At 60.0% G+C, this 20,135-nt stretch carries 15 protein-coding genes; 7 read left to right on the forward strand and 8 right to left on the reverse strand.

From position 1 onward, the window contains the following. Nucleotides 1-26: 26 nt before the first annotated feature. The 4 genes from WFP06_RS12215 to hisS form a co-directional block, all read right to left on the reverse strand. Nucleotides 27-758: a DUF4167 domain-containing protein gene (locus tag WFP06_RS12215; RefSeq protein WP_336987436.1), complete on the reverse strand. Its 732-nt coding sequence runs from the start codon at nucleotides 756-758 to the stop codon at nucleotides 27-29. A gap of 229 nt (nucleotides 759-987) precedes the next feature. Further along, the gene (gene prmC, locus WFP06_RS12220) at nucleotides 988-1,821 is read right to left on the reverse strand and encodes a peptide chain release factor N(5)-glutamine methyltransferase (protein ID WP_336987437.1); all 834 of its coding nucleotides are present in this window, start codon (nucleotides 1,819-1,821) and stop codon (nucleotides 988-990) included. Next, entirely contained in the window at nucleotides 1,821-2,888 is a 1,068-nt protein-coding gene (gene prfA / locus WFP06_RS12225; protein WP_336987438.1) for a peptide chain release factor 1, read from the reverse strand. The genes prmC and prfA overlap by 1 nt, the downstream gene beginning before the upstream one ends. 118 nt (nucleotides 2,889-3,006) lie before the next feature. Beyond that, nucleotides 3,007-4,299, reverse strand: coding sequence for a histidine--tRNA ligase (hisS, locus tag WFP06_RS12230; protein WP_336987439.1), 1,293 nt, complete (start codon nucleotides 4,297-4,299; stop codon nucleotides 3,007-3,009). Between the two features lie 118 nt (nucleotides 4,300-4,417). Here hisS and WFP06_RS12235 point away from each other — a divergent pair, with 118 nt between their 5' ends. Both WFP06_RS12235 and ppa read left to right on the forward strand, forming a co-directional pair. Further along, nucleotides 4,418-6,358: a M61 family metallopeptidase gene (locus tag WFP06_RS12235; RefSeq protein WP_336987440.1), complete on the forward strand. Its 1,941-nt coding sequence runs from the start codon at nucleotides 4,418-4,420 to the stop codon at nucleotides 6,356-6,358. 48 nt (nucleotides 6,359-6,406) lie between these two features. After that, complete coding sequence (gene ppa, locus WFP06_RS12240) at nucleotides 6,407-6,937, forward strand: inorganic diphosphatase (protein ID WP_336987441.1); 531 nt, start codon at nucleotides 6,407-6,409, stop codon at nucleotides 6,935-6,937. A gap of 2 nt (nucleotides 6,938-6,939) precedes the next feature. Here the strand turns inward: ppa and WFP06_RS12245 are convergent, their stop codons facing one another. Beyond that, on the reverse strand, nucleotides 6,940-8,334 hold the full coding sequence (locus tag WFP06_RS12245) for a mechanosensitive ion channel domain-containing protein (RefSeq protein WP_336987442.1): 1,395 nt from the start codon (nucleotides 8,332-8,334) through the stop codon (nucleotides 6,940-6,942). Between the two features lie 97 nt (nucleotides 8,335-8,431). Next, complete coding sequence (locus WFP06_RS12250) at nucleotides 8,432-8,824, reverse strand: hypothetical protein (protein ID WP_336987443.1); 393 nt, start codon at nucleotides 8,822-8,824, stop codon at nucleotides 8,432-8,434. Nucleotides 8,825-9,006: 182 nt separating this feature from the next. Between WFP06_RS12250 and lptB the strand changes: the two genes are divergently transcribed. The 4 genes from lptB (at nucleotide 9,007) to trmB (ending at nucleotide 13,096) form a co-directional block, all read left to right on the forward strand. Beyond that, nucleotides 9,007-9,804: an LPS export ABC transporter ATP-binding protein gene (gene lptB / locus WFP06_RS12255; protein WP_336987444.1), complete on the forward strand. Its 798-nt coding sequence runs from the start codon at nucleotides 9,007-9,009 to the stop codon at nucleotides 9,802-9,804. A 26-nt stretch (nucleotides 9,805-9,830) separates the two neighbouring features. Continuing rightward, on the forward strand, nucleotides 9,831-11,303 hold the full coding sequence (rpoN, locus tag WFP06_RS12260; protein ID WP_336987445.1) for an RNA polymerase factor sigma-54: 1,473 nt from the start codon (nucleotides 9,831-9,833) through the stop codon (nucleotides 11,301-11,303). Between the two features lie 154 nt (nucleotides 11,304-11,457). Beyond that, nucleotides 11,458-12,153 (forward strand): response regulator transcription factor CtrA, encoded by a 696-nt coding sequence (ctrA, locus tag WFP06_RS12265; protein ID WP_336987446.1) that lies wholly within the window; start codon nucleotides 11,458-11,460, stop codon nucleotides 12,151-12,153. A gap of 226 nt (nucleotides 12,154-12,379) precedes the next feature. Continuing rightward, nucleotides 12,380-13,096: a tRNA (guanine(46)-N(7))-methyltransferase TrmB gene (trmB, locus tag WFP06_RS12270; RefSeq protein ID WP_336987447.1), complete on the forward strand. Its 717-nt coding sequence runs from the start codon at nucleotides 12,380-12,382 to the stop codon at nucleotides 13,094-13,096. 40 nt (nucleotides 13,097-13,136) lie between these two features. On the opposite strand, the gene WFP06_RS12275 is transcribed toward trmB, so the two are convergent. Both WFP06_RS12275 and WFP06_RS12280 read right to left on the reverse strand, forming a co-directional pair. Continuing rightward, nucleotides 13,137-14,705 carry an amino acid permease gene (locus WFP06_RS12275; protein ID WP_336987448.1) on the reverse strand — a complete coding sequence of 523 codons (1,569 nt, stop codon included), beginning with the start codon at nucleotides 14,703-14,705 and terminating at the stop codon, nucleotides 13,137-13,139. Nucleotides 14,706-15,155: 450 nt separating this feature from the next. Continuing rightward, nucleotides 15,156-17,423 (reverse strand): NADP-dependent malic enzyme, encoded by a 2,268-nt coding sequence (locus WFP06_RS12280; RefSeq protein ID WP_336987449.1) that lies wholly within the window; start codon nucleotides 17,421-17,423, stop codon nucleotides 15,156-15,158. A gap of 112 nt (nucleotides 17,424-17,535) precedes the next feature. On the opposite strand from WFP06_RS12280, the gene mutS reads away from it, so the two are divergent. Continuing rightward, the gene (gene mutS, locus WFP06_RS12285) at nucleotides 17,536-20,133 is read left to right on the forward strand and encodes a DNA mismatch repair protein MutS (RefSeq protein WP_336987450.1); all 2,598 of its coding nucleotides are present in this window, start codon (nucleotides 17,536-17,538) and stop codon (nucleotides 20,131-20,133) included. The last annotated feature ends 2 nt before the right edge of the window (nucleotides 20,134-20,135 follow it).

A 20,135-nucleotide genomic window follows, 5' to 3' on the forward strand; every position in this document is an offset into this window, starting at 1 on the left:
CCTGAGCCTGGTTGGTAGCCGCGAATTCAGCTCACCGCTTTGAGAGTATCGCTTTCATCCGGGGATGGTTTGCGCACCCGCGGCTTGCGGACTTTCTTGGGTGCTTCCGCATCCCCCGAAGCTGCACCGATTGCCGGTGGAAGTATCGCCATGTCGAGCGCCCCCTCCTGTACCGGCTTGCTGGGCCGGCGGGTACGGGGTTTGACAGCCTTGGGGCGGTCATCCGCTGCCTGCTGCCTATCACTATCACTATCGCGATCGGCCCGGCTGTAGCTGTGGCTGCCGCTATCGCTGTCATCGCGGCTGTTCTGGTTGCTGCCACGCTGGCCACGGGGACTTTTTTCCTGACTGTGCTGGTTACGGCTGTTCTGCCCGCGCGTATCCTGATCATTGTCATCGCGGCGCGCGCGTGGCTGGCGCTGGCTGCGGTCATCATCACTGTCGTTTGAACCATCGGAATTATCGCCGCGCTGATCATCACGCTTGACGCGCTGTTCATCCTGCCGCGCCTTGTTATCCGCGATTACGCGAAAATAGTGATCGGCAAACTGCAGATAATATTCCGACTGGACCCGGTCACCATTGAGCGAGGAATCATGCGCCAGCTTTTTATATTTATCGAGCATCTGCGCGGCATTACCGCGCGCACGATTATCGATCCGGTTGAGCTGGTTCGGGCCACCTCCACCTTGCTGACGGTTACTGTTGCTACGGCCGCGACGGCGGTTGTTCGTGTTGTTACGGTTATTGTTATTCAAAGGAATAATCTTCCCAATTCGGGATTGCCCGGCATCATTGCCATAATGCAATCACAAGAGCCCTCATCCATGTCCTGCCCGCGCATTGTGCGGACCGGGACCCCCCATCTGCGTTGCATTTCGGGCGTAAACCCTGCTTGCGGCAAATGTTGGAGCTGGGCCTGGCGGAGGACGCTTCCTTCCGCTGGCCTGCTATAGGCCTACCGCGATGCAGCGGCCTTGCCAAGCCCTAATTGCGTAACGTTTCAACAAGCTGGAGCGCGCGTGGCCTTTGTGCCAGATCGCGGTGGAGCGTTACTGAAAAGCCTGCATTTTTTGCAATTTGCGACACCGTTTCACTCTGGGAAGAACCGATTTCGATGATCGCATTGCCGCCCGGAGCAAGCAATTTGCCCAATTGCGGTATCAAAATGCGGTAATCATCGAGCCCTTCATCCCCGGAAAACAGCGCCTGAGCCGGTTCGAACCGCTGCACCGACGGCGCCAGTGCCGCGCCGCGTTCGACATAGGGCGGATTGGCGAGGATGAGATCGAACAGGCCCAAACCATCCATCCATCCATCATCGCGCCAGTTGCGGCTGAGCATCCGGGTCCGGTCTGCCAGCCCCAGTCTGGCGGCATTCGCGGCAGCGAGCGCCAATGCGCCCAGCGAGGCATCAATCCCTACGCCGCGTGTCGCGGGTCGTTCAGCCAATACGCTGAGCAACAAGGCGCCCGATCCGGTGCCGCAATCGAGCACCCGCGAAAAATCGCAGGTGAGCGCCACGCCCACGACCGTTTCACTATCGCCGCGCGGGATCAGGACTTCGGGCGATACCAGAAATTCGCGGCCATAGAATTCCTGCCGCCCGAGAATATAGGCCACCGGCTCGCAGCGCAGCCTGCGCGCTACAAACTCGGCATAGGGGCGCGGTGCATCGTCCTGCATTCTGCCAAGCAGCATTGCGGAACGGTCGACCCCCAGCGCCTCCGCCATCAGCAATTCGGCATCAAGTCTGGCGGTGTCGCTGGTCTGAGCCAGTCTGTCAGCCGCCTCGCGCAGAGCGTCGGCGACCTTGGCCATCAGTCTTCCATCGAGGCGAGGCGCTTGGCTTCGTCCTCTGCAATCAGGGCACCGATCATTTCACCAAGGCCGGTGCCAGCAAGCACTTCGGGCAATTTGTGCAAGGTCAGGTCGATCCGGTGATCGGTCACGCGGCCTTGCGGGAAATTATAGGTGCGGATGCGTTCGCTGCGGTCGCCCGATCCCACCATTGCCTTGCGCGCTTCGGCCTCCGCGCCCTGCACTGCATCACGCTGCGCCTCGAACAACCGCGCGCGCAGCACCTTCATCGCCTGTTCGCGGTTTTTATGCTGGCTGCGGCCATCCTGACACGTCACCACCGTGTCGGTTGGCAAGTGGGTAATCCGGATCGCGCTGTCGGTGGTGTTGACGTGCTGACCGCCTGCCCCACTGGCGCGGTAGGTGTCGATTTTCAGATCACCTGGATCGATCTTGACATCGACCTCGTCCGGTTCGGGCAATACGGCCACAGTCGCAGCCGATGTATGGATGCGCCCGCCGCTTTCGGTTTCGGGCACACGCTGCACGCGGTGGACGCCGCTTTCGAACTTCAGCTTGGCAAACACGCCCGTGCCGGTCACATTCGCGACAATCTCCTTGAAACCGCCAACCTCGCTTGCGCTCATGCTGACAGGCTCGACCCTCCAGCCCTGTTCGGCAGCGTATTTTTCGTACATCCGGTAAAGATCGCCCGCGAACAAGGCCGCCTCGTCACCTCCCGTGCCTGCGCGGATTTCGAGCATGGCGGGCTTCGCATCGGCGCTGTCGCGCGGCAGCAGGGCCAGCGCAAGCGCGCGTTCGGCATCAGGCAAACGCGCGCGAATAGCGGCAAGTTCATCCTCGGCCATCGCCTTCATTTCGGGGTCGGCGAGCATTTCTTCGAGGCCGGCAATTTCCTCGCGCGCCGATCTGATCTCGGCAGCGATTTTGGCGACCGGCTCCAGCTCGGCATAGTCGCGGCTCGCCTGGACAAACGCTTCGCCCTCCAGCGACCCGGAACCAAGCCGCGCCTCAAGCTCGGAGAAGCGGTTGCCGATCTGGCGGAGGCGTTCCTCGGGGATGGTCATTGGCCCAACCCCACGTACAAACGTTCGTCATTCCCGCGAACGCGGGAACCCGGCTGGCAAGTGCGACCAAGCAACTCTGGGTCCCCGCGTTCGCGGGGATGACGAGAAAAAGGATATATCAAAGCGTGAACCGATCTTCGCCAAGAATTTTCATCACCTCTTGGCTCAAGAATACTTCCGCGTCCGTTTCTGAAACCGATGTAATGTTGAATTCACGACCATCCTGATCAACGGGTCGAACATAAAGAGCGGCAAATGCGCCATCGGACCGGGCCTTAATGCCACGTTTTTTCGGGTTGCCTTTGAAAGCTGTCCAGCATTGGATGCCTCCTCGTCGTAGAATAGCAGCGACTTCAAGGGCTCGTAATTCTTGCTCCTCCGATTGGGGCAGGATGCCAACCGCCGTTTCATTCCAATCACGCTCCCCGACCAACATAGCCAGGCGCTCGATACCCGCCGCCCAACCAACCGCAGGCGTGGCAGGGCCGCCAAGGCTTTCCATCAGCCCGTCATAGCGCCCGCCGCCCAGCACCGTGCTTTGCGAACCCAAGGCATCGGCAGACGCGCTGCCTTCGTCGGGAATAAACTCGAACGCGGTGTGGCGGTAATAGTCGAGCCCGCGCACCAGCGCCTCGGCGCGCACCCATTCGACGCCCGCCGCGTCCAGCCCGGCGGTGACCTGCGCGAAGAAATTGCGTGCATTGTCCGAAAGGAAATCGTCGATCTTCGGCGCACCCGCTAGAAACGGTCTGTCCTTCCGGTCTTTGCTGTCGAGGATGCGGAGCGGGTTCTTCTCCAGCCGTTCCTGCGAATCTTCCGACAGATCATCCTTCACCGCGCGGAAATATTCAACCAGCGCGGCGCGCCATGCTTCGCGGCTTACCCCGTCGCCCAGCGTGTTGAGGTGCAGCGTCACATCATGAATGCCGAGCTCTTTCAGCAGGTGATCCGCCATCGCCAGCAGTTCGACATCGGCCTGCGGTTCGCCAGCGCCGATAATTTCCGCATCGAGCTGGTGGAACTGGCGGTAGCGCCCCTTTTGCGGGCGTTCGTAGCGGAACAGCGGACCATGCGTTGCCAGTTTGAGCGGGGCGTGCTGCTGCCAGCCATTGGTCAGATAAGCGCGCGCGATACCGGCGGTGAATTCGGGGCGCAGCGTCAGCGATTCCTCGCCCCGGTCGAGGAAACTGTACATTTCCTTCGACACAACATCGGTCGTCTCGCCCAGCGACCGCGCAAACACTTCGGTTTTTTCGAACACGGGCATTTCGGCGCGGCGGAAGCGGTAGAGTTTGCGGACGCGCTCGAATGTTTCGACGACAAAGGCAAATGCCTCAGCCTCTGCGCCAAAGATGTCCTGCGTGCCGCGAATGGCGTTAGGAGTTCGGGCGGTGTTTTGCTGTTTGGCCATGCGCTGCGCCCTAGCGCATCGCTGCCAAGCGCCGCAATCGCTTTAGCACACGCTTGACCTCGACTGCCCTTCTCGGCACTTGATTGCGCAACATTGGTCGCCCCCCGGAGAATTTTCAATGCGTTTCGCCGCAACTTCGCTTGCCTTGCTTGCAGCCATTACGGTCGCCCCCGCCGCAGCACAGGACCGCTCGCGGATGAGCGGTCCGCAAGCCGCGCCGGTCACCGATACGATCATGAAAGCTGTCGATGCTCCTTATCCCGGCGTTATGCGGCTGGAAGTGGACGCAACCGATATAATCCGCGGTGTCTATTCGGTGAAACAAACCATTCCCGCTGCGGATATGGAGGCTGTCGCGGGACAAATGACGCTGCTCTATCCCGAATGGCTTCCGGGCAAGCATGGCCCGCGCGGCGCAATTGCCGAACTGGTCGATCTGCAGATTACTGCCGGCGGCAAAACCGTGCCGTGGGTGCGTGACAGCTATGATGTGTATGCCTTTCATATCCAGATGCCCGAGGGTGCAGAGGCGCTCGACCTGACGTTCAAGTTCCTGACCCCGGTTCGCAAAAGCGAAGGCCGTGTTTCGGTTACGCCAGAAATGCTCAACCTCCAGTTCGAACAGGTTTCGCTGTACCCGGCGGGATATTACACCCGCCAGATCAAGGTGCAGCCGTCAGTCATTCTGCCCGAAGGGTGGACCGGTGTGGCGGCGCTGGACGGGGCGCAAGTCAGCGGCAACCGGATTGATTACGGCATCACCGATTATGAAACGCTGATCGATTCGCCGATGTTTGCGGGCAAATATTACCGTAAATTCGATCTGGGCAACAATGTGACGCTGAATGTGATGGCCGACGAACCATCCAGTCTGGAAGCTCCGCCCGCCGCGATCGCAGCGCACACACGGCTGGTTGACGAAGCCATCGCGCTGTTCGGATCGCGCCATTTCGACCGTTACGAATTTCTGCTGGGGCTGACCGACAAGCTGGGCGGTATCGGGCTGGAACACCACCGGAGCAGCGAAAATACGCTGGACCCGGATTACTTTACCGACTGGGACAATAACCAGCATCAGCGCGGACTGCTACCGCACGAGATCGTCCACAGCTGGAATGGCAAATTCCGCCGTCCCGAAGGGATGTGGACACCCGATTTCCGCACACCGATGGTGGGCAATCTCCTGTGGCTGTACGAAGGCCAGACCAGCTATTGGGATCTGGTGCTGCTGGCCCGTTCGGGCATGGCACCCAATGAGATGGTGCTGGGCGAAATTGCCCGCATGGCAGGGTTTTATTCCGAACAGGCCGGGCGCCGCTGGCGTTCTGTCGAAGATACGACGCTCGACCCGATAATGGCGGCGCGCAAGCCCAAGCCATTCGCATCGCTGTCACGCGGAGAGGATTATTACGCCGAAGGTGCGCTTGTATGGCTGGCCGCCGATATGAAAATCCGCGAACTGACCAAGGGCAAGCGTTCGCTCGATGATTTTGCCAGGGCGTTCTTCGGCATCCGCGACGGCGATTGGGGCCAGGTCACGTATGATTTCGGCGATGTGGTCGCAGAGCTTGACAAGGTCGCCCCCTATGACTGGGCAGATTTCCTCGACACGCGGCTTCGCCAGCCCGCCCAGCCGGCGCCGATCGATGGCGTCACCTGGGGCGGTTACCGGTTGGTGTGGAAAGACGAGCCCAACGTATATGACAAGGCGCGCTATGCAGAATCGGGGACTGCCGGCCTCGCGCATTCGCTGGGCATTTCCGTGACCAAGACAGGCAGTGTTTCAGGTGTAATGTGGGACAGCCCGGCGCACGATGCAGGATTGGTCAATGACGTGGAAATCATCGCAGTGGATGGATTGGAATATTCGGCAAAGCGCCTCGAAGAAGCCATTACCGCGGCGAAGACAACCGGAACCGTCAACCTGCTGACAAAACGCGGTGACCGTTACGAACAGCTTGCAATCCCTTACACCGGCGGCCTGCGCTATCCGCATCTGGAAAAAGCGGTGAACGGCGCCGCCCCGCTCGACCAGCTGATGATGCCGCTGGCAGATTAGGCAGAATGTTTGTTGCTGCAGCGCAGCAACGGGGCTAATGGCGCTGCTATGCAAATCGACAAGATCCCGACCGGCGATAATCCGCCCGAAAGCCTGAACGTTATCATCGAAGTGCCCACCGGGGGCGAACCGGTGAAGTATGAATTCGACAAGGCATCGGGCGCGTTGTTCGTTGACCGTATCCTGCACACACCCATGCGCTATCCGGCCAATTACGGTTTTATCCCGCATACGCTGTCGCCCGACGGGGATCCGCTCGACGCGCTGGTGATTGCGCGCAGCCCGTTTATCGCCGGCTGTGTCGTGCGCGCACGCCCGATCGGCGTGCTCAATCTGGAAGACGAACACGGCGGCGACGAGAAAGTGATCTGTGTACCCGTCGATACAACATTCCCGTATTATTCGGATGTTGGCGAAACCAAGGACCTACCTTCGATCATTTTCCAGCAAATCGAGCATTTCTTTACGCATTACAAAGATCTGGAAGCCGAAAAGTGGGTCCGTGTCGGCCTGTGGGGCGATGCGGCGGAGGCGCGCAAAGTTGTTCTCGAATCGATAGAGCGCGCCAGACAGGCGTAAGTTTATTCGACCGGACGCGAATGATCGAGCAGGTCGTCCGCATCGGGACCGCTTGATCTTTCAGCTTCGACCATCTGCGCGATTTCGTCTTTCGCCGTCACATCGATCGTCTCGTCCTGCACCGGCTTCCGCTTGAGTTTGGCCGCTTCGGTTTTGGCATTTTCCCTGATTGTCCCGCTTTCGACATTCTCGAACGGCAGCGGCGTGCCTGCATCGAAGCGCAGGCGGTAGATCGGCTCGGGCAAGGCGAAGCCGGCGCATTCCAGCGCATCTTTTACCGCCGGGATCGATTTGCTGCGCGCCTTGAAGAAATCGGTTTCGCGCTGATCGATCCAGCCGAGAAAGCGCACCACGATATTGGAATCGCCGACCTGTTCGATCCGGGCTTCGGGTGCGGGATCGCTCGAAATGAACGGCAAACCTGCGAGCGTTTCGATCCCCAGTTTGCGCGCGGCGCGCGGATCGTCATCGGCATCGACACCCAGTTCGAATTCAAAGCGGCGCTGCGGGTTGGTGGTGTAATTCAGGATCACCGCCTTGAAGACGGTGGAATTGGGAATCCGCAGATGGTTTCCATCCAGCGTCATCATGACTGTGGCGCGGCTGGTCAGCCGGATAATCCGCCCTTCAAGATCGTCGATCAGAACATGATCGTTCGCGCGGAACGGCTGGCGCAGCGACAACATCAGCGACGCCACATAATTTTCGACCGTATCGCGCATCGCGAAACCGAGCGCAAGCCCGATCACGCCCGCCCCGCCGAGCACTGCGCCCAGCAGCGCGGTCGCGCCGATTATGTCGAGCGCGATCACGATACCGCCGATCACGAACACCGCCCGGATCGCCGTTGCGATAAGCTCCGCCAAAAATGAATTCGGCATGATCTTGCGCCACAGACCGGTAAGCCCGGCAATCAGATAACCGATCAGCGCAATCACCAGCGCAACCAGCAAGGCCACCCCGATAAGCGGCAGCAACGCCATGAATTTGGCAAAACGGTCTTTCAGGCCGCCCAGATTTTCGAGATTTTCGCCAACCGAAATATCCCGCTCCAGATCGCTTTCAAGCGTCACCACGCCGTCCACACGCGACACGATTTCTGTCGCCCGGCTAATGTCTTTTTCAGAGGGAACCGTACCTGAAAGCGTCACCACGCCCTCAGTCACGGTCACATTTACGCCGGCAAGTTCGGGTATCTCGGCAAAAATAGCCTTCAGGCGAGAGGTTATCCGGTCATCTTCGCCATTGTCCTGCTGATTGTCGATGACCGCTGCGGGAGCGGCAGGCTCGGCCGTTGTCGCAGCTGCCGGCACAAGTGCCATGGCGGGCTGTGCTGTCATCAATGACACCGCACAGGCGGCCAGCACCGCGGCAGACAGGAAGTTGAGTAATTTCATGACCGGCCCCGCGCACACGCCAGCGCACAGGCCCGCGCGCACGCCCGCGCGCACGCCAGTGCACAGGGGGGCCGTGGGGGCCGCATTTGCAGAAACGTCAGTTCCCTGAAACCAGCGAGAACAGACCGGTCAGCACGACGGGCAGTCCGATGGCTGCTACCCATAAAAGCGTAACGGAACGTTTGAATGCACCCGAATGGGAGGGATCGGCAGCTTGGGTATCGTCGAGTTTTTCCCATCGCTTCTCAAATGCACGGCAGGCCGGAATTATCCCGCCAACCAGAACGACAAGCGCCAGATAAGGCAGGATCGAGGTGCCCTCGCCCTTGATGGATTCGACCGTCAGAAAAATCTGCAGACCGGTATAGACCAGCAGACCCCACGCCACGTGGTCGCTGATCTTCTTTCGCCAGTCGAGCGTCCTGCCCTGTTTGGCTGGTACCGCAGCCTTGCCTGCCATGGAATGCGAGTGTGGCAATGTTTTCGCCATCGTAGCTTCCTCTTTATCTCTCCAGACCGGATTAAAACAGATGGTCGCCGTGTGATCAAGGGCAGAAACCATCTGCGTGGTGCAAACCGCCCGCGGCAATCCTGCCGTTCCATGCACGAAGCCTGCCAGTTTTCTGCGATTGCGGGTTTCCTGCGGACTGGATGACGGTTAGACTTGTGCATATGAGCGCATTTGACGACACATCCCCCCTGCAGGACAACGTCCACCTGGACGAAGGCGCTGCGCCGCCCATCCCGCAAGGCGGGCTGGAAGTCGTGTCGATTGCCAAAAGCTACGACAAACGTGCTGTCCTTACCGATATTTCGCTGACTGTCGGCAAGGGCGAAGTGCTGGGCCTGCTGGGCCCCAACGGCGCGGGCAAGACGACGTGTTTCTACAGCATCATGGGGCTTGTCCGCCCTGACGAAGGCCGGATCCTGATGGACGGCGAAGATGTCACAAAATTGCCGATGTATCGCCGCGCGATCTTGGGCCTGGGTTATCTACCGCAGGAAACCAGTATTTTTCGCGGTATGACAGTCGAACAGAATATCAACGCCGTGCTGGAAATGGTCGAGCCCGACAAGCAAACGCGCGCTGCCGAGCTTGAGCGCCTGCTTGACGAGTTCGGCCTGACCCGGCTGCGTTCCAGCCCCGCGATGGCGCTGTCGGGCGGTGAACGCCGCCGCTGCGAAATTGCCCGCGCGCTGGCGGCAAAGCCATCGATCATGCTGCTGGACGAACCGTTCGCCGGGATCGATCCGCTGTCGATCAGCGATATTCGCGATCTGGTAAAAGACCTGAAAACGCGCGGGATCGGGGTGCTAATCACCGACCACAATGTCCGCGAGACGCTGGAAATCGTTGACCGCGCCTGCATCATATATGGCGGGCAAGTGCTGTTCGCCGGGACGCCTGAAGATCTTGTGGCCGACGAAAACGTCCGGCGACTGTATCTGGGTGAAGGGTTTACACTCTGATGCAAAGTCCAGCCGGCAACTGACCCATGGCGCTGGGCCCCCGCCTCGACCTCAGGCAATCACAATCTCTGGTGATGACGCCGCAATTGCAGCAAGCGATCAAGCTGCTGGCATTGTCCAACCTCGAGATTGAAGCCTTTATCGGCGATGCACTGGAATCCAACCCGCTGCTCGAAGCGGGCGAAACCGGCGACCGTGCCGCCGAAGCAGGCGAAATGCCGTCCTCCGCAGAAGAAAGCGCCACCGACAGTCTGTTCGAAAATGGTCCTGGCGACGGCGACCGCCCGCTGGATGTGTCGCCCGAGGCATTGCATGGCGACAGAAATCCCGGCGATGCCGACTGGGGTAGCGCCGCATCTTCGGGCGGATCGGATGATATCATGTCGATCGACGAGCGCGGCGAAGGTGATATCACGCTGGCACAGCATCTGGAGCAGCAGGTCGGCACTGTCGCCACTACGCCCAAAGAACTGTTTATCGCCCGCCATCTGATCGGCCAGCTGGACGAAGCCGGCTATCTCACTGCAAGCCCCGGCGATATCGCCGAGCAGCTGAAGGTCGAAGCGGGCCAGGTGGAAAGCGCGCTGGTTGTCGTCCAGTCGCTCGATCCGACAGGCGTTGGGGCGCGCACGCTCAGCGAATGTCTGGCGCTTCAGGCGCGCGAAGCTGACCGCTACGATCCCTGTATGGCACGGCTGATCGATAATCTCGATCTGGTTGCCAAAGGCAGCTTCGCCCAGCTTCGCCGGATGTGCGATGTGGACGATGAAGATTTCGCCGATATGCTCAACGAATTGCGAAGCTATGACCCCAAACCGGGCTTGCGCTTTTCCAGCGGCGGCGGCGAGGCGGTTGTGCCCGACATATTGATCGCTGCGGATGACGCGGACGGATGGAAAATCGCGCTAAACGAAGCGACGCTGCCGCGGCTGGTGGTCAACCGGTCCTATTACGTGGAATTGCGCGAAGGGTGTCAGGATAAAGACAGCAAAGCCTGGCTGAACGAAAAACTGACCGATGCCAACTGGCTGCTGAAAGCGCTCGACCAGCGGCAGAAGACCATCTTGAAAGTCGCCGCGGAAATTGTGAAGCGGCAGGGCGGGTTTTTCCGCAAGGGCGTGTCCGCGCTGAGGCCGCTGACGCTCAAAACCGTCGCCGATGCGATCAAAATGCACGAAAGCACGGTCAGCCGGGTTACCTCGAACAAATACCTCCACTGCGAGCGCGGCACCTATGAACTGAAGTATTTCTTCACCAGCGGGGTGGGATCGACCGGCGACGGCGGCGATGTGTCGGCCGAAACGGTGAAGGCGGAGATCCGCAATCTGGTGGACCGCGAAGACGCCAAAAAAATCCTGTCCGACGACCGGCTGGTCGAACTGCTGAAGAAGAAAGGCTTCGATCTGGCGCGGCGGACAGTGGCCAAATACCGCGAGGCTATCGGGATCGGCAGCAGCGTCCAGCGCAGGCGCCAAAAGAAGCTCGACGCAATGAAATAAGCACCGCGCGACTCGCTGGAAATGCTGGGTTTACTCTAAATTAACCTTTTCTGTTCAGAACTTGTGTGGTTAATACAGGTCAATACCTCTTACGGAGGGGTTACCGGCCAGGGACGACCGGTTACGGTTTTAATGGGTGAAAGGGGATTATCCCATGCGAGTGCTGTTGATTGAAGACGAGCCGACGACGTCGAAAGCCATCGAGCTTATGCTTACGACGGAAGGCTTCAACGTCTATTCCACTGATCTGGGTGAAGAGGGTTTGGACCTCGGCAAGCTGTATGATTACGACATCATCCTGCTCGATCTGAACCTGCCCGACATGCACGGCTATGATGTGCTCAAGAAATTGCGCGTCGCCAAGGTTCAGACGCCGGTTCTGATCCTGTCCGGTATTGCCGAAATGGACAGCAAGATCCGCAGCTTCGGCTTCGGTGCCGATGATTACGTGACCAAGCCTTTCCACCGTGAAGAACTGGTTGCCCGCATTCACGCCGTTGTTCGCCGTTCGAAGGGCCACAGCCAGTCGGTCATCCGCACCGGCAAACTTGCAGTGAACCTCGATGCCAAAACCGTCGAAGTAGATACCGCCCGCGTTCACCTGACGGGCAAGGAATATGCCATGCTCGAACTGCTGAGCTTGCGCAAAGGCACCACGCTGACCAAGGAAATGTTCCTCAACCACCTGTATGGCGGAATGGACGAACCCGAACTCAAGATTATCGACGTGTTCATCTGCAAGCTGCGTAAAAAACTCAGCCACGCATGCGAAGGCGAAAATTATATCGAAACCGTCTGGGGCCGCGGCTACGTGCTGCGCGATCCCGACGAACAGGCCGTTGCTGCCTGAGCAGATTTCCCAAGTAGCTTCAGTCTTCAGTTAACAGCAAACACCCCGGGTAACTCCGGGGTGTTTCTGTTTGGGCGCAGCATCTGGACGGGGTTCGGATCGCGGCAGCCAATAGGGCACCCGGGCGTTTGGGCCGCCGCGCTACCTTGTGCGAGCAAAGCCAGGCAATGCGGATCCACCGCGCCCGGCGCTTGAGGCGAGGCAAAAGACGCTCTAAGCGCGCGCCATGTCCGCAAACAAACCAGGTGACCCCACAACGCTGAACCGCCTTTACGGGCGCACACAGGGCCGCGCGCTGCGGCAAGGCCAGCAGGAACTGCTCGGCACGCTGCTGCCGCAAATCGCTGTGCCTGACGATGGCCCGGTCACCGCCAAAGCGCTGTTCGGGCAGGACAGGCCGCTGCATTTCGAGATCGGTATCGGCGCGGGCGAGCATCTGGCCTACCGCGCCGATCTGCTGCCCGATCACGCATTCATCGGCGCAGAGCCATTCGTCAACGGCATGGTCGGCGCGCTGGGCCATGTGCGCGACGGCGGCTTGACCAATGTGCGGCTGCATCTGGGCGATGCGCTGGAAGTGCTGGCGCGCATTCCCGACGGCGCTTGCAGCTTTATCTATCTGCTGCACCCCGATCCGTGGCCCAAGGCGCGCCACGCCAAACGGCGGATGATGAATGACGGCCCGCTCGATCTGATTGCAGCCAAGCTGAAGCCGGGCGGCGAGTTTCGTTTCGGCACCGATCACGACATCTATCTGCGCCACGCGCTGATGGTGATGCGCCGTCACACCCACCAGTTCAGATGGCTGACCGATGGCCCCGCAAGCTGGCAAAACCGCCCCGGCGGCTGGTGCGAAACCCGCTACGAGAAAAAAGCCCGCGATGTATTCGGGCACGAGGTCTGGTATTTTCGCTACCGCCGGCGCCTAACGCCTAACGCCTAACGCCTAACGCCTATCAGCCGGAAGCGGCGGAAGCGGCGGCTCAATCAACCTTGATCGGGATCGCCAGATGATCGCCTTCGATATCGTCAACCACTTCGACGATGCCGCGGCCCAGGCTGCTGTGCGACCGGCTATAGCCGAAATACACGATCAGACCGACGCCCGCCCAGATCGGCAGAACAGCCATGGCAAGCAGCGGCAAATTGACAAACAGGAAAATACATCCCGCGACGGTTGCGGGCCCGACCAGCCATAATGCGGGCGTGCGGAAGCCGCGCTTCAGATCGGGCTTCGTCCGGCGCAGGATCATCACCGCAATTGCCACCATCATAAAGGCATAAAGCGTGCCGCCATTGGAAATATCAGCCAGCTGGCCGACCGGCAGGAAAGCCGCGCCAACCGCAACCACCGCGCCGGTGATTGCGGTAACGATATAGGGCGTTTTCCATTTGGGATGCACCGCGCTCAGCTTTTCAGGCAGCAGGCCATCGCGGCTCATGACGAAGAAAATGCGTGTTTGCGCGAAAAGCAGCACCAGAATGACCGATGGCAGTGCCAGGAAGGCCGCGATACCCAGCATATTTCCGACCTGCGAGAACCCGATCTGGCGCAAGACATGCGCCAACGCTTCGTCAGAACAGACCAGCATCTGCGCATATTGCGGCAATGCACATTGTGCAGCCAGCGCTTCTGAACCGGCAGGGAACGGAATACCGCCAGGCCCCATGATCGGCTGACCGCCTATGCTGCCGATCGCCCCCGCCGCAACCAACACGTAAAAGACGGTGCAGAACAACAGCGACCCGACCAGCCCGATGGGCACGTTGCGCTGCGGGTCTTTGGTTTCTTCGGCTGCGGTCGAAACTGCATCGAAACCGACATAGGCGAAGAATATCGTCGCGGCGGCGCCCACCGCGCCGACACCGCTGCCAAACCCGCCAAACAAACCTGCGGGAAGAAACGGATTGAAGCGGGCTACCTCTACCTGAGGGAGCGTCAAAACCAGAAAGACCGTGAGAGCAGTCACCTTGATCACCACCAGCACCGCATTGAACATCGCCGATTCGCGCGTCCCCAGCATCAGCAGCCAGGTGACCAGCAACGCAATGACCAGCGCCGGCAGGTTTATCAGCCCGCCCGGCGCGCCGCCCAAAGCCAGTGGACCGGCAGCCAGCCATGGCGGCAGATGGATACCCAGAAATTCATTCAGGATAGTCCCGGCAAAATAGCCCGACCACCCGACTGAAACCGCGCTTGCAGCAACCGCATATTCCAGGATGAGCGCCCAGCCGACGGTCCAAGCGAGAAATTCTCCCATCGTGGCATAAGTGTAGGTGTAGGCTGATCCGGAAACCGGAATAAGCGAAGCAATTTCAGCGTAGCAAAGCGCGGCAACGATGCAGATGCCGCCTGCGATCACAAATGCCAGCATCAGGCCCGGCCCCGCCTTTTGCGCGCCCGCGGCGGTCAAAACGAAAATGCCCGTTCCGATTACGCAGCCGATGCCAAACAGCATTAGCTGGAAAGCGCCTAACGTCCGGTGGAGTGATTTCTTTTCGGCTGTAGCAAGGATCGCTTCCAACGGTTTTACACGGCTAAATTGAGGCATATCAGGCAAGACCCTCGATTCCGGCGGAAAAACCCTGTCGGAGAATCGGCTCATACGCCCGGCATCCGGAATTGCAATCGGTAAATACAGCCGGGCAAAATCGGCAGCATAGGTCTGCCATAAGTCGAACGCGGGCGCCGCCAGTACGGGGCCAGTACGGGGCGAGTACGGGGCGAGTGCGGGGCAAGTACGGGGCGAGTACGGGGCCAGTACGGGGCGAGTGCGGGGCGAGTACGGGGCGAAATATTTACCCTGCACCATTTTCCTACCGGCCAACTCCGCGCTATTGCAGCCGCGGCTCTTTCACATCATCAATCGGACCAACCGCTTTTTGCGCGCAGTCACGGGACCTGTCACCCTGCCCCCGGTAGCATTTAAGCAACTGATTATGTTAGCGAATAACTCGCATCTTTCAGAGTTACAGGGTGTAACTAGTGTAACCCTGACCGGTTAACTGACCACCCCGGCAGCTGCCAGAACCGCCAGCGTCAGAACATCGGGCGCAATCGCGGTCATCGGAGCGATCTGGACGGGTTTTTCCATCCCGATCAGCATCGGGCCGATCACCGCATTGCCCGCCAGTTCGCGCAGCAATTTGGCCGACAGATTGGCCGATTGAAGCCCCGGCATCACCAGCACATTGGCGGGTGCGGACAGCCGGCTGAAGGGATAGCGTTGCATAACCGCCGGATTAAGCGCGGCATCGGGTGCCATCTCGCCTTCATATTCGAAAGTCACGCTGTCATCCTCGTCCAGAATGTGCACCGCATCACGGATATTATCGAGCCATTTGCCCGACGGGTTGCCAAACGTCGAATAGCTGAGGAAAGCGACGCGCGGCTGATGGCCGAGACGCTGCGCCACCGCTGCGGTTTCCTTCGCGATATGGGCAAGCTGTTCGGCATTGGGCCGTTCGTTGATAGTCGTATCTGCGAGGAAAACGGTGTAATTCTTGCCGATCATCAGATGGATGCCAAACGGCACCGCGCCTGCTTTGGGATCAAGCACCAGCCCGACTTCGCGCGCGGTCTGGCCAAACGGCCGGGTCAGACCCGAAATCATCGCATCGCCGTGGCCAAGCGCGACCAGCAATGCGGAAAAGACGTTGCGTTCCTGATTGACCGTGCGGCGGACATCACGCTCGGTATAACCTTTGCGCTGCAGCCGCTTGTACAGGTAATCGACCATTGCCGGCACCAGGTCCGAATCTGCCGAATTCTGGATTTCGAAACTATCGGGATCATCCACGGCGAGCGCAGTCAGTTTCTCGATCACTTTCTGCGTGCGGCCAACCAGCACGGGTGTTCCGTACCCGAAATCGCGGAACTGGACCGCGGCGCGCAGCACCACTTCTTCTTCCGCTTCTGCGAACACCACCCGTTTGGGGTTCTTCTTTGCATCTTCGTAAACCTGCGTCAGCACCGAAGTCGTGGGATTGAGCCGGGCTTTGAGCGAATGGGCGTAAGCGGCAAAATCCTCGATCGGGCTTTGCGCCACTCCGCTGTCCATCGCGGCCTTTGCCACAGCGGAGGAAACCCGCTCCATCAGCCGCGGATCGAACGGCGCCGGAATAATGTATTCGCGGCCGAACTGCTGGTTCTTGCCATAGGCTGCAGCAACTTCTTCGGGCACGGTTTCGCGCGCCAATTCGGCGATGGCGCGCGCCGCCGCGATTTTCATTTCTTCGTTGATCGTCGTGGCCCGCACATCCAGTGCGCCGCGGAAAATGAACGGGAAGCCGAGGACGTTGTTGACCTGGTTGGGGAAATCGGAACGTCCCGTCGCGATAATCGCATCGGGCCTCACGGCCTTGGCCACATCGGGCATGATTTCAGGCACCGGATTGGCCATTGCGAAAATGATCGGCTGATCGGCCATATGCTCGACATCGCTCGCCTTCAGAGCGCCTGCGGCCGAAAGACCGAGGAAGATGTCGGCCCCGCGCAAGGCGTCTTCCAGACTGCGCGCATCGGTATCGACCGCATGCGCGCTTTTCCATTGGTCGATATTGTCGCCGCGGCCCCGGTAAATCGGGCCGGAGCGGTCGCACATGATCACATTGCCATGCGGTACGCCCAGCGCCTTGATCAGTTCGGTGCAGGCAATCGCGGAAGCGCCCGCTCCGTTGACGACCATTTTGACATCTTTGAGATCGCGGCCGGTCAGATGGCACGCGTTAAGCAGACCGGCCGCCGCAATGATCGCGGTGCCGTGCTGATCATCATGCATGACCGGAATTTTCATCCGTTCGCGCAAAGCCTGTTCGATGATGAAGCATTCCGGCGCGGCGATATCTTCCAGATTGATGCCGCCAAAACTTGGTTCCATCAGCGCGACGGCTTCGATGAACTTGTCAGGGTCTTCGGTGTCGAGCTCGATATCTATGGAATCGACATCCGCGAAGCGTTTGAAAAGGACTGCCTTGCCTTCCATCACCGGCTTGGACGCCAGTGCCCCCAGATTGCCCATACCCAAAATGGCTGTGCCGTTGGAAATGACCGCCACCAGATTTGCCCGGCTGGTGTAAATCGCTGCGCTGGCCGGATCGTCGGCAATCGCCTGAACCGGGGCGGCAACACCGGGCGAATAGGCCAGACTGAGATCGCGCTGGGTCGCCATCGGCTTTGATGCGATGATCTCGATTTTCCCTGGCCGGATCGTGCTGTGGTAGAACAGCGCCTCGCGCTCGGTGAAACTCAGATCTTTTTCGTCAGCCACATGCAATCCCCTCGTTGAGGGCTGCCATACAGACCCCGCCATGCGGGCGATAGGGGAAAGCGTATGCCAACGGGTTCCCGAATCGGAAGAAGGGCCGCTAACGCAGCAGATTATGGCGGGTAAGACCACTCCGATGATGCAGCAATATCATGCGCTCAAGCGCGAGGCAGGGGATTGCCTGCTGTTCTACCGGATGGGGGACTTCTTCGAGCTGTTTTTCGATGACGCAAAACTGGCAGCCGGCATTCTCGACATTGCTCTGACTGCAAGAGGTAAGGATAGCGGTGATCCGATCCCGATGTGCGGCGTGCCTGTTCACGCGGCAGAGGGCTATCTGGCACGGCTGATAAAGGCCGGTTGCCGCGTCGCCATTGCCGAGCAGACCGAAACCCCCGAGGAAGCGAAGAAACGCGGCGGTTACAAGGCACTGGTGGCACGCGATATCGTGCGGTTCGTCACCGCGGGAACATTGACCGAAGAAGCGCTGCTGGAACCGCGCCGCGCAAATATGCTGGTCGCGGTGTGCGAGGTGCGCGGCACGGCCGGCATCGCGGCCTGCGATATTTCTACCGGCCAGATGGAGCTGGAGGAATGCAGTCTCGATGGTATCGGCGCTGCTCTGGCGCGCTTGGGTGCAAGCGAACTCGTTGCTCCAGAAGGCTGGGATGCGGGCCCCGAAAGTGCTGTCACTCGACCGCCGCAAAGCTTCGCAAGCGACGAGGGTGAAATCCGCCTCAGGAAAATCCACGGCGTGTCCACGCTCGACGGGTTCGGCACATTCACACGCCCGATGCTTGCAGCAGCCAGTGGTCTGATCAGCTATCTGGACCATATCGGACGCGGCACACTGCCATTGCTGCTGCCGCCCGCAGCGCGCGACGGCGACGCGAATATGGCGATGGATGAAGCGACGCGCGCCAGTCTGGAAATCCTCGCCGCACAGACCGGCGGAAGACAAGGCAGCCTTGTCGCAGCGGTCGATCGCTGCGTGACGGGAGCGGGCGCCCGGCAGTTGGCCGGCGATCTTTCGGCGCCGCTTACCGATGTGGGCGCAATACAAGCACGGTTGGCACTGGTCCGCTGGCTGTATGATGATCCGCTGCTAAGATCAGATCTGCGTGAGGTGCTGCGCGCATTGCCCGATATCGGCCGGGCCTTGGGGCGTATCGTTGCCGGCAGGGGTAGTCCGCGTGATCTGGGTCAGGTGCGTGATGGCCTCGCCGAAGCGCGCCGGATACGCGATTTTCTGCAAGGCAAGCCCGATATCCCGCCGCTGCTGAACGGATTGTTGCCCTGCCTTGGCGGTCACGGCGCGCTGACCGATTTGCTTGGGCGCGCACTGGTACTCACGCCGCCAACCGAACGCGCAAAGGGCGGCTTCATCGCCGAAGGATATGATGCGGCGCTCGACGAATTGCGGCAAACATCTGGAAACGCGCGCCGCGCGATTGCAGCGATGGAAACCCGCTACCGCGACGAAACAGCGATCGCCTCGCTCAAAATCAAGCATAACGGGGTGCTGGGCTATTTCATCGAGGTTCCCGCCAAACACGGCGATGCGCTGATGACTGCGGATAGCGGGTTCACCCACCGCCAGACGATGGCCGGCGCGGTCCGGTTCAATTCGGTCAGGCTGCATGAGGAGGCCGCGCGGATTACCGAGGCTGGAGGCCATGCACTGGTTGCCGAGGAGGCGCATTTCCAGGAACTGACCGCTGAAGTGATTGCAGCGCGCGAGACGATCGCCCGCACCGCTGCTGCGCTGGCGCGGATCGATGTGTCGGCAGGGCAGGCCGAACGCGCGGCAGAGGGTAATTGGTGCGCGCCTGACATCGTCGAGGAGCGATGCCTGCAAATCTGCGGCGGCCGCCACCCGGTCGTCGAAGCGGCGCTGGCGGCGGGCGGCGACCGGTTCGTAGCCAATGATTGCAAACTTTCAGAGGATGACCGGCTATGGCTGATCGGCGGGCCCAACATGGGCGGCAAATCAACATTTTTGCGCCAGAATGCCCTCATCGTGCTGCTTGCTCAGGCTGGCGGCTTTGTTCCGGCCACAGCTGCCAGGATCGGTCTGGTTGACCGATTGTTCAGCCGTGTCGGCGCTTCGGACAATCTTGCCAAAGGCCGTTCGACTTTCATGGTCGAAATGGTCGAGACCGCAGCGATACTGAGCCAGGCTACCGAACGCAGTTTTGTGATTCTGGACGAGGTCGGGCGCGGCACTTCGACCTATGACGGATTGGCACTGGCTTGGGCAGTGGTCGAGGCGGTGCATGAAACCAACCGGTGCCGGTGTTTGTTCGCGACCCATTATCACGAACTTTCGCGGCTGGCCGAAAGCTGTGATGCCCTGTCGCTGCATCACGTCCGCGCCCGCGAGTGGAAGGGCGATCTGGTGTTGCTGCACGAACTTTCAAAAGGTCCGGCAGATCGAAGTTATGGTTTGGCGGTGGCGAAGCTGGCGGGTGTTCCGCCGGCGGTGGTCAGCCGCGCGCGTTCGGTACTGAACCGGCTCGAACAAAACCGTTCGGACACCGGGGGGCTGGCGGCGGGCCTTGGGGATTTGCCGTTATTCGCTGCCTCTGCGCAAGCCACCAGTGATGAACCGGATATATTGCGCGCAAGACTGGAAGAGCTCGATATCGATGCGCTTGCACCGCGTGAAGCGCTTGAATTGCTATATGAATTGAAGCGCGACGCCGAAAAATAGCT

This window comes from Altererythrobacter aquiaggeris (assembly GCF_037154015.1).
In the GTDB taxonomy this organism is placed as follows: domain Bacteria; phylum Pseudomonadota; class Alphaproteobacteria; order Sphingomonadales; family Sphingomonadaceae; genus Aestuarierythrobacter; species Aestuarierythrobacter aquiaggeris.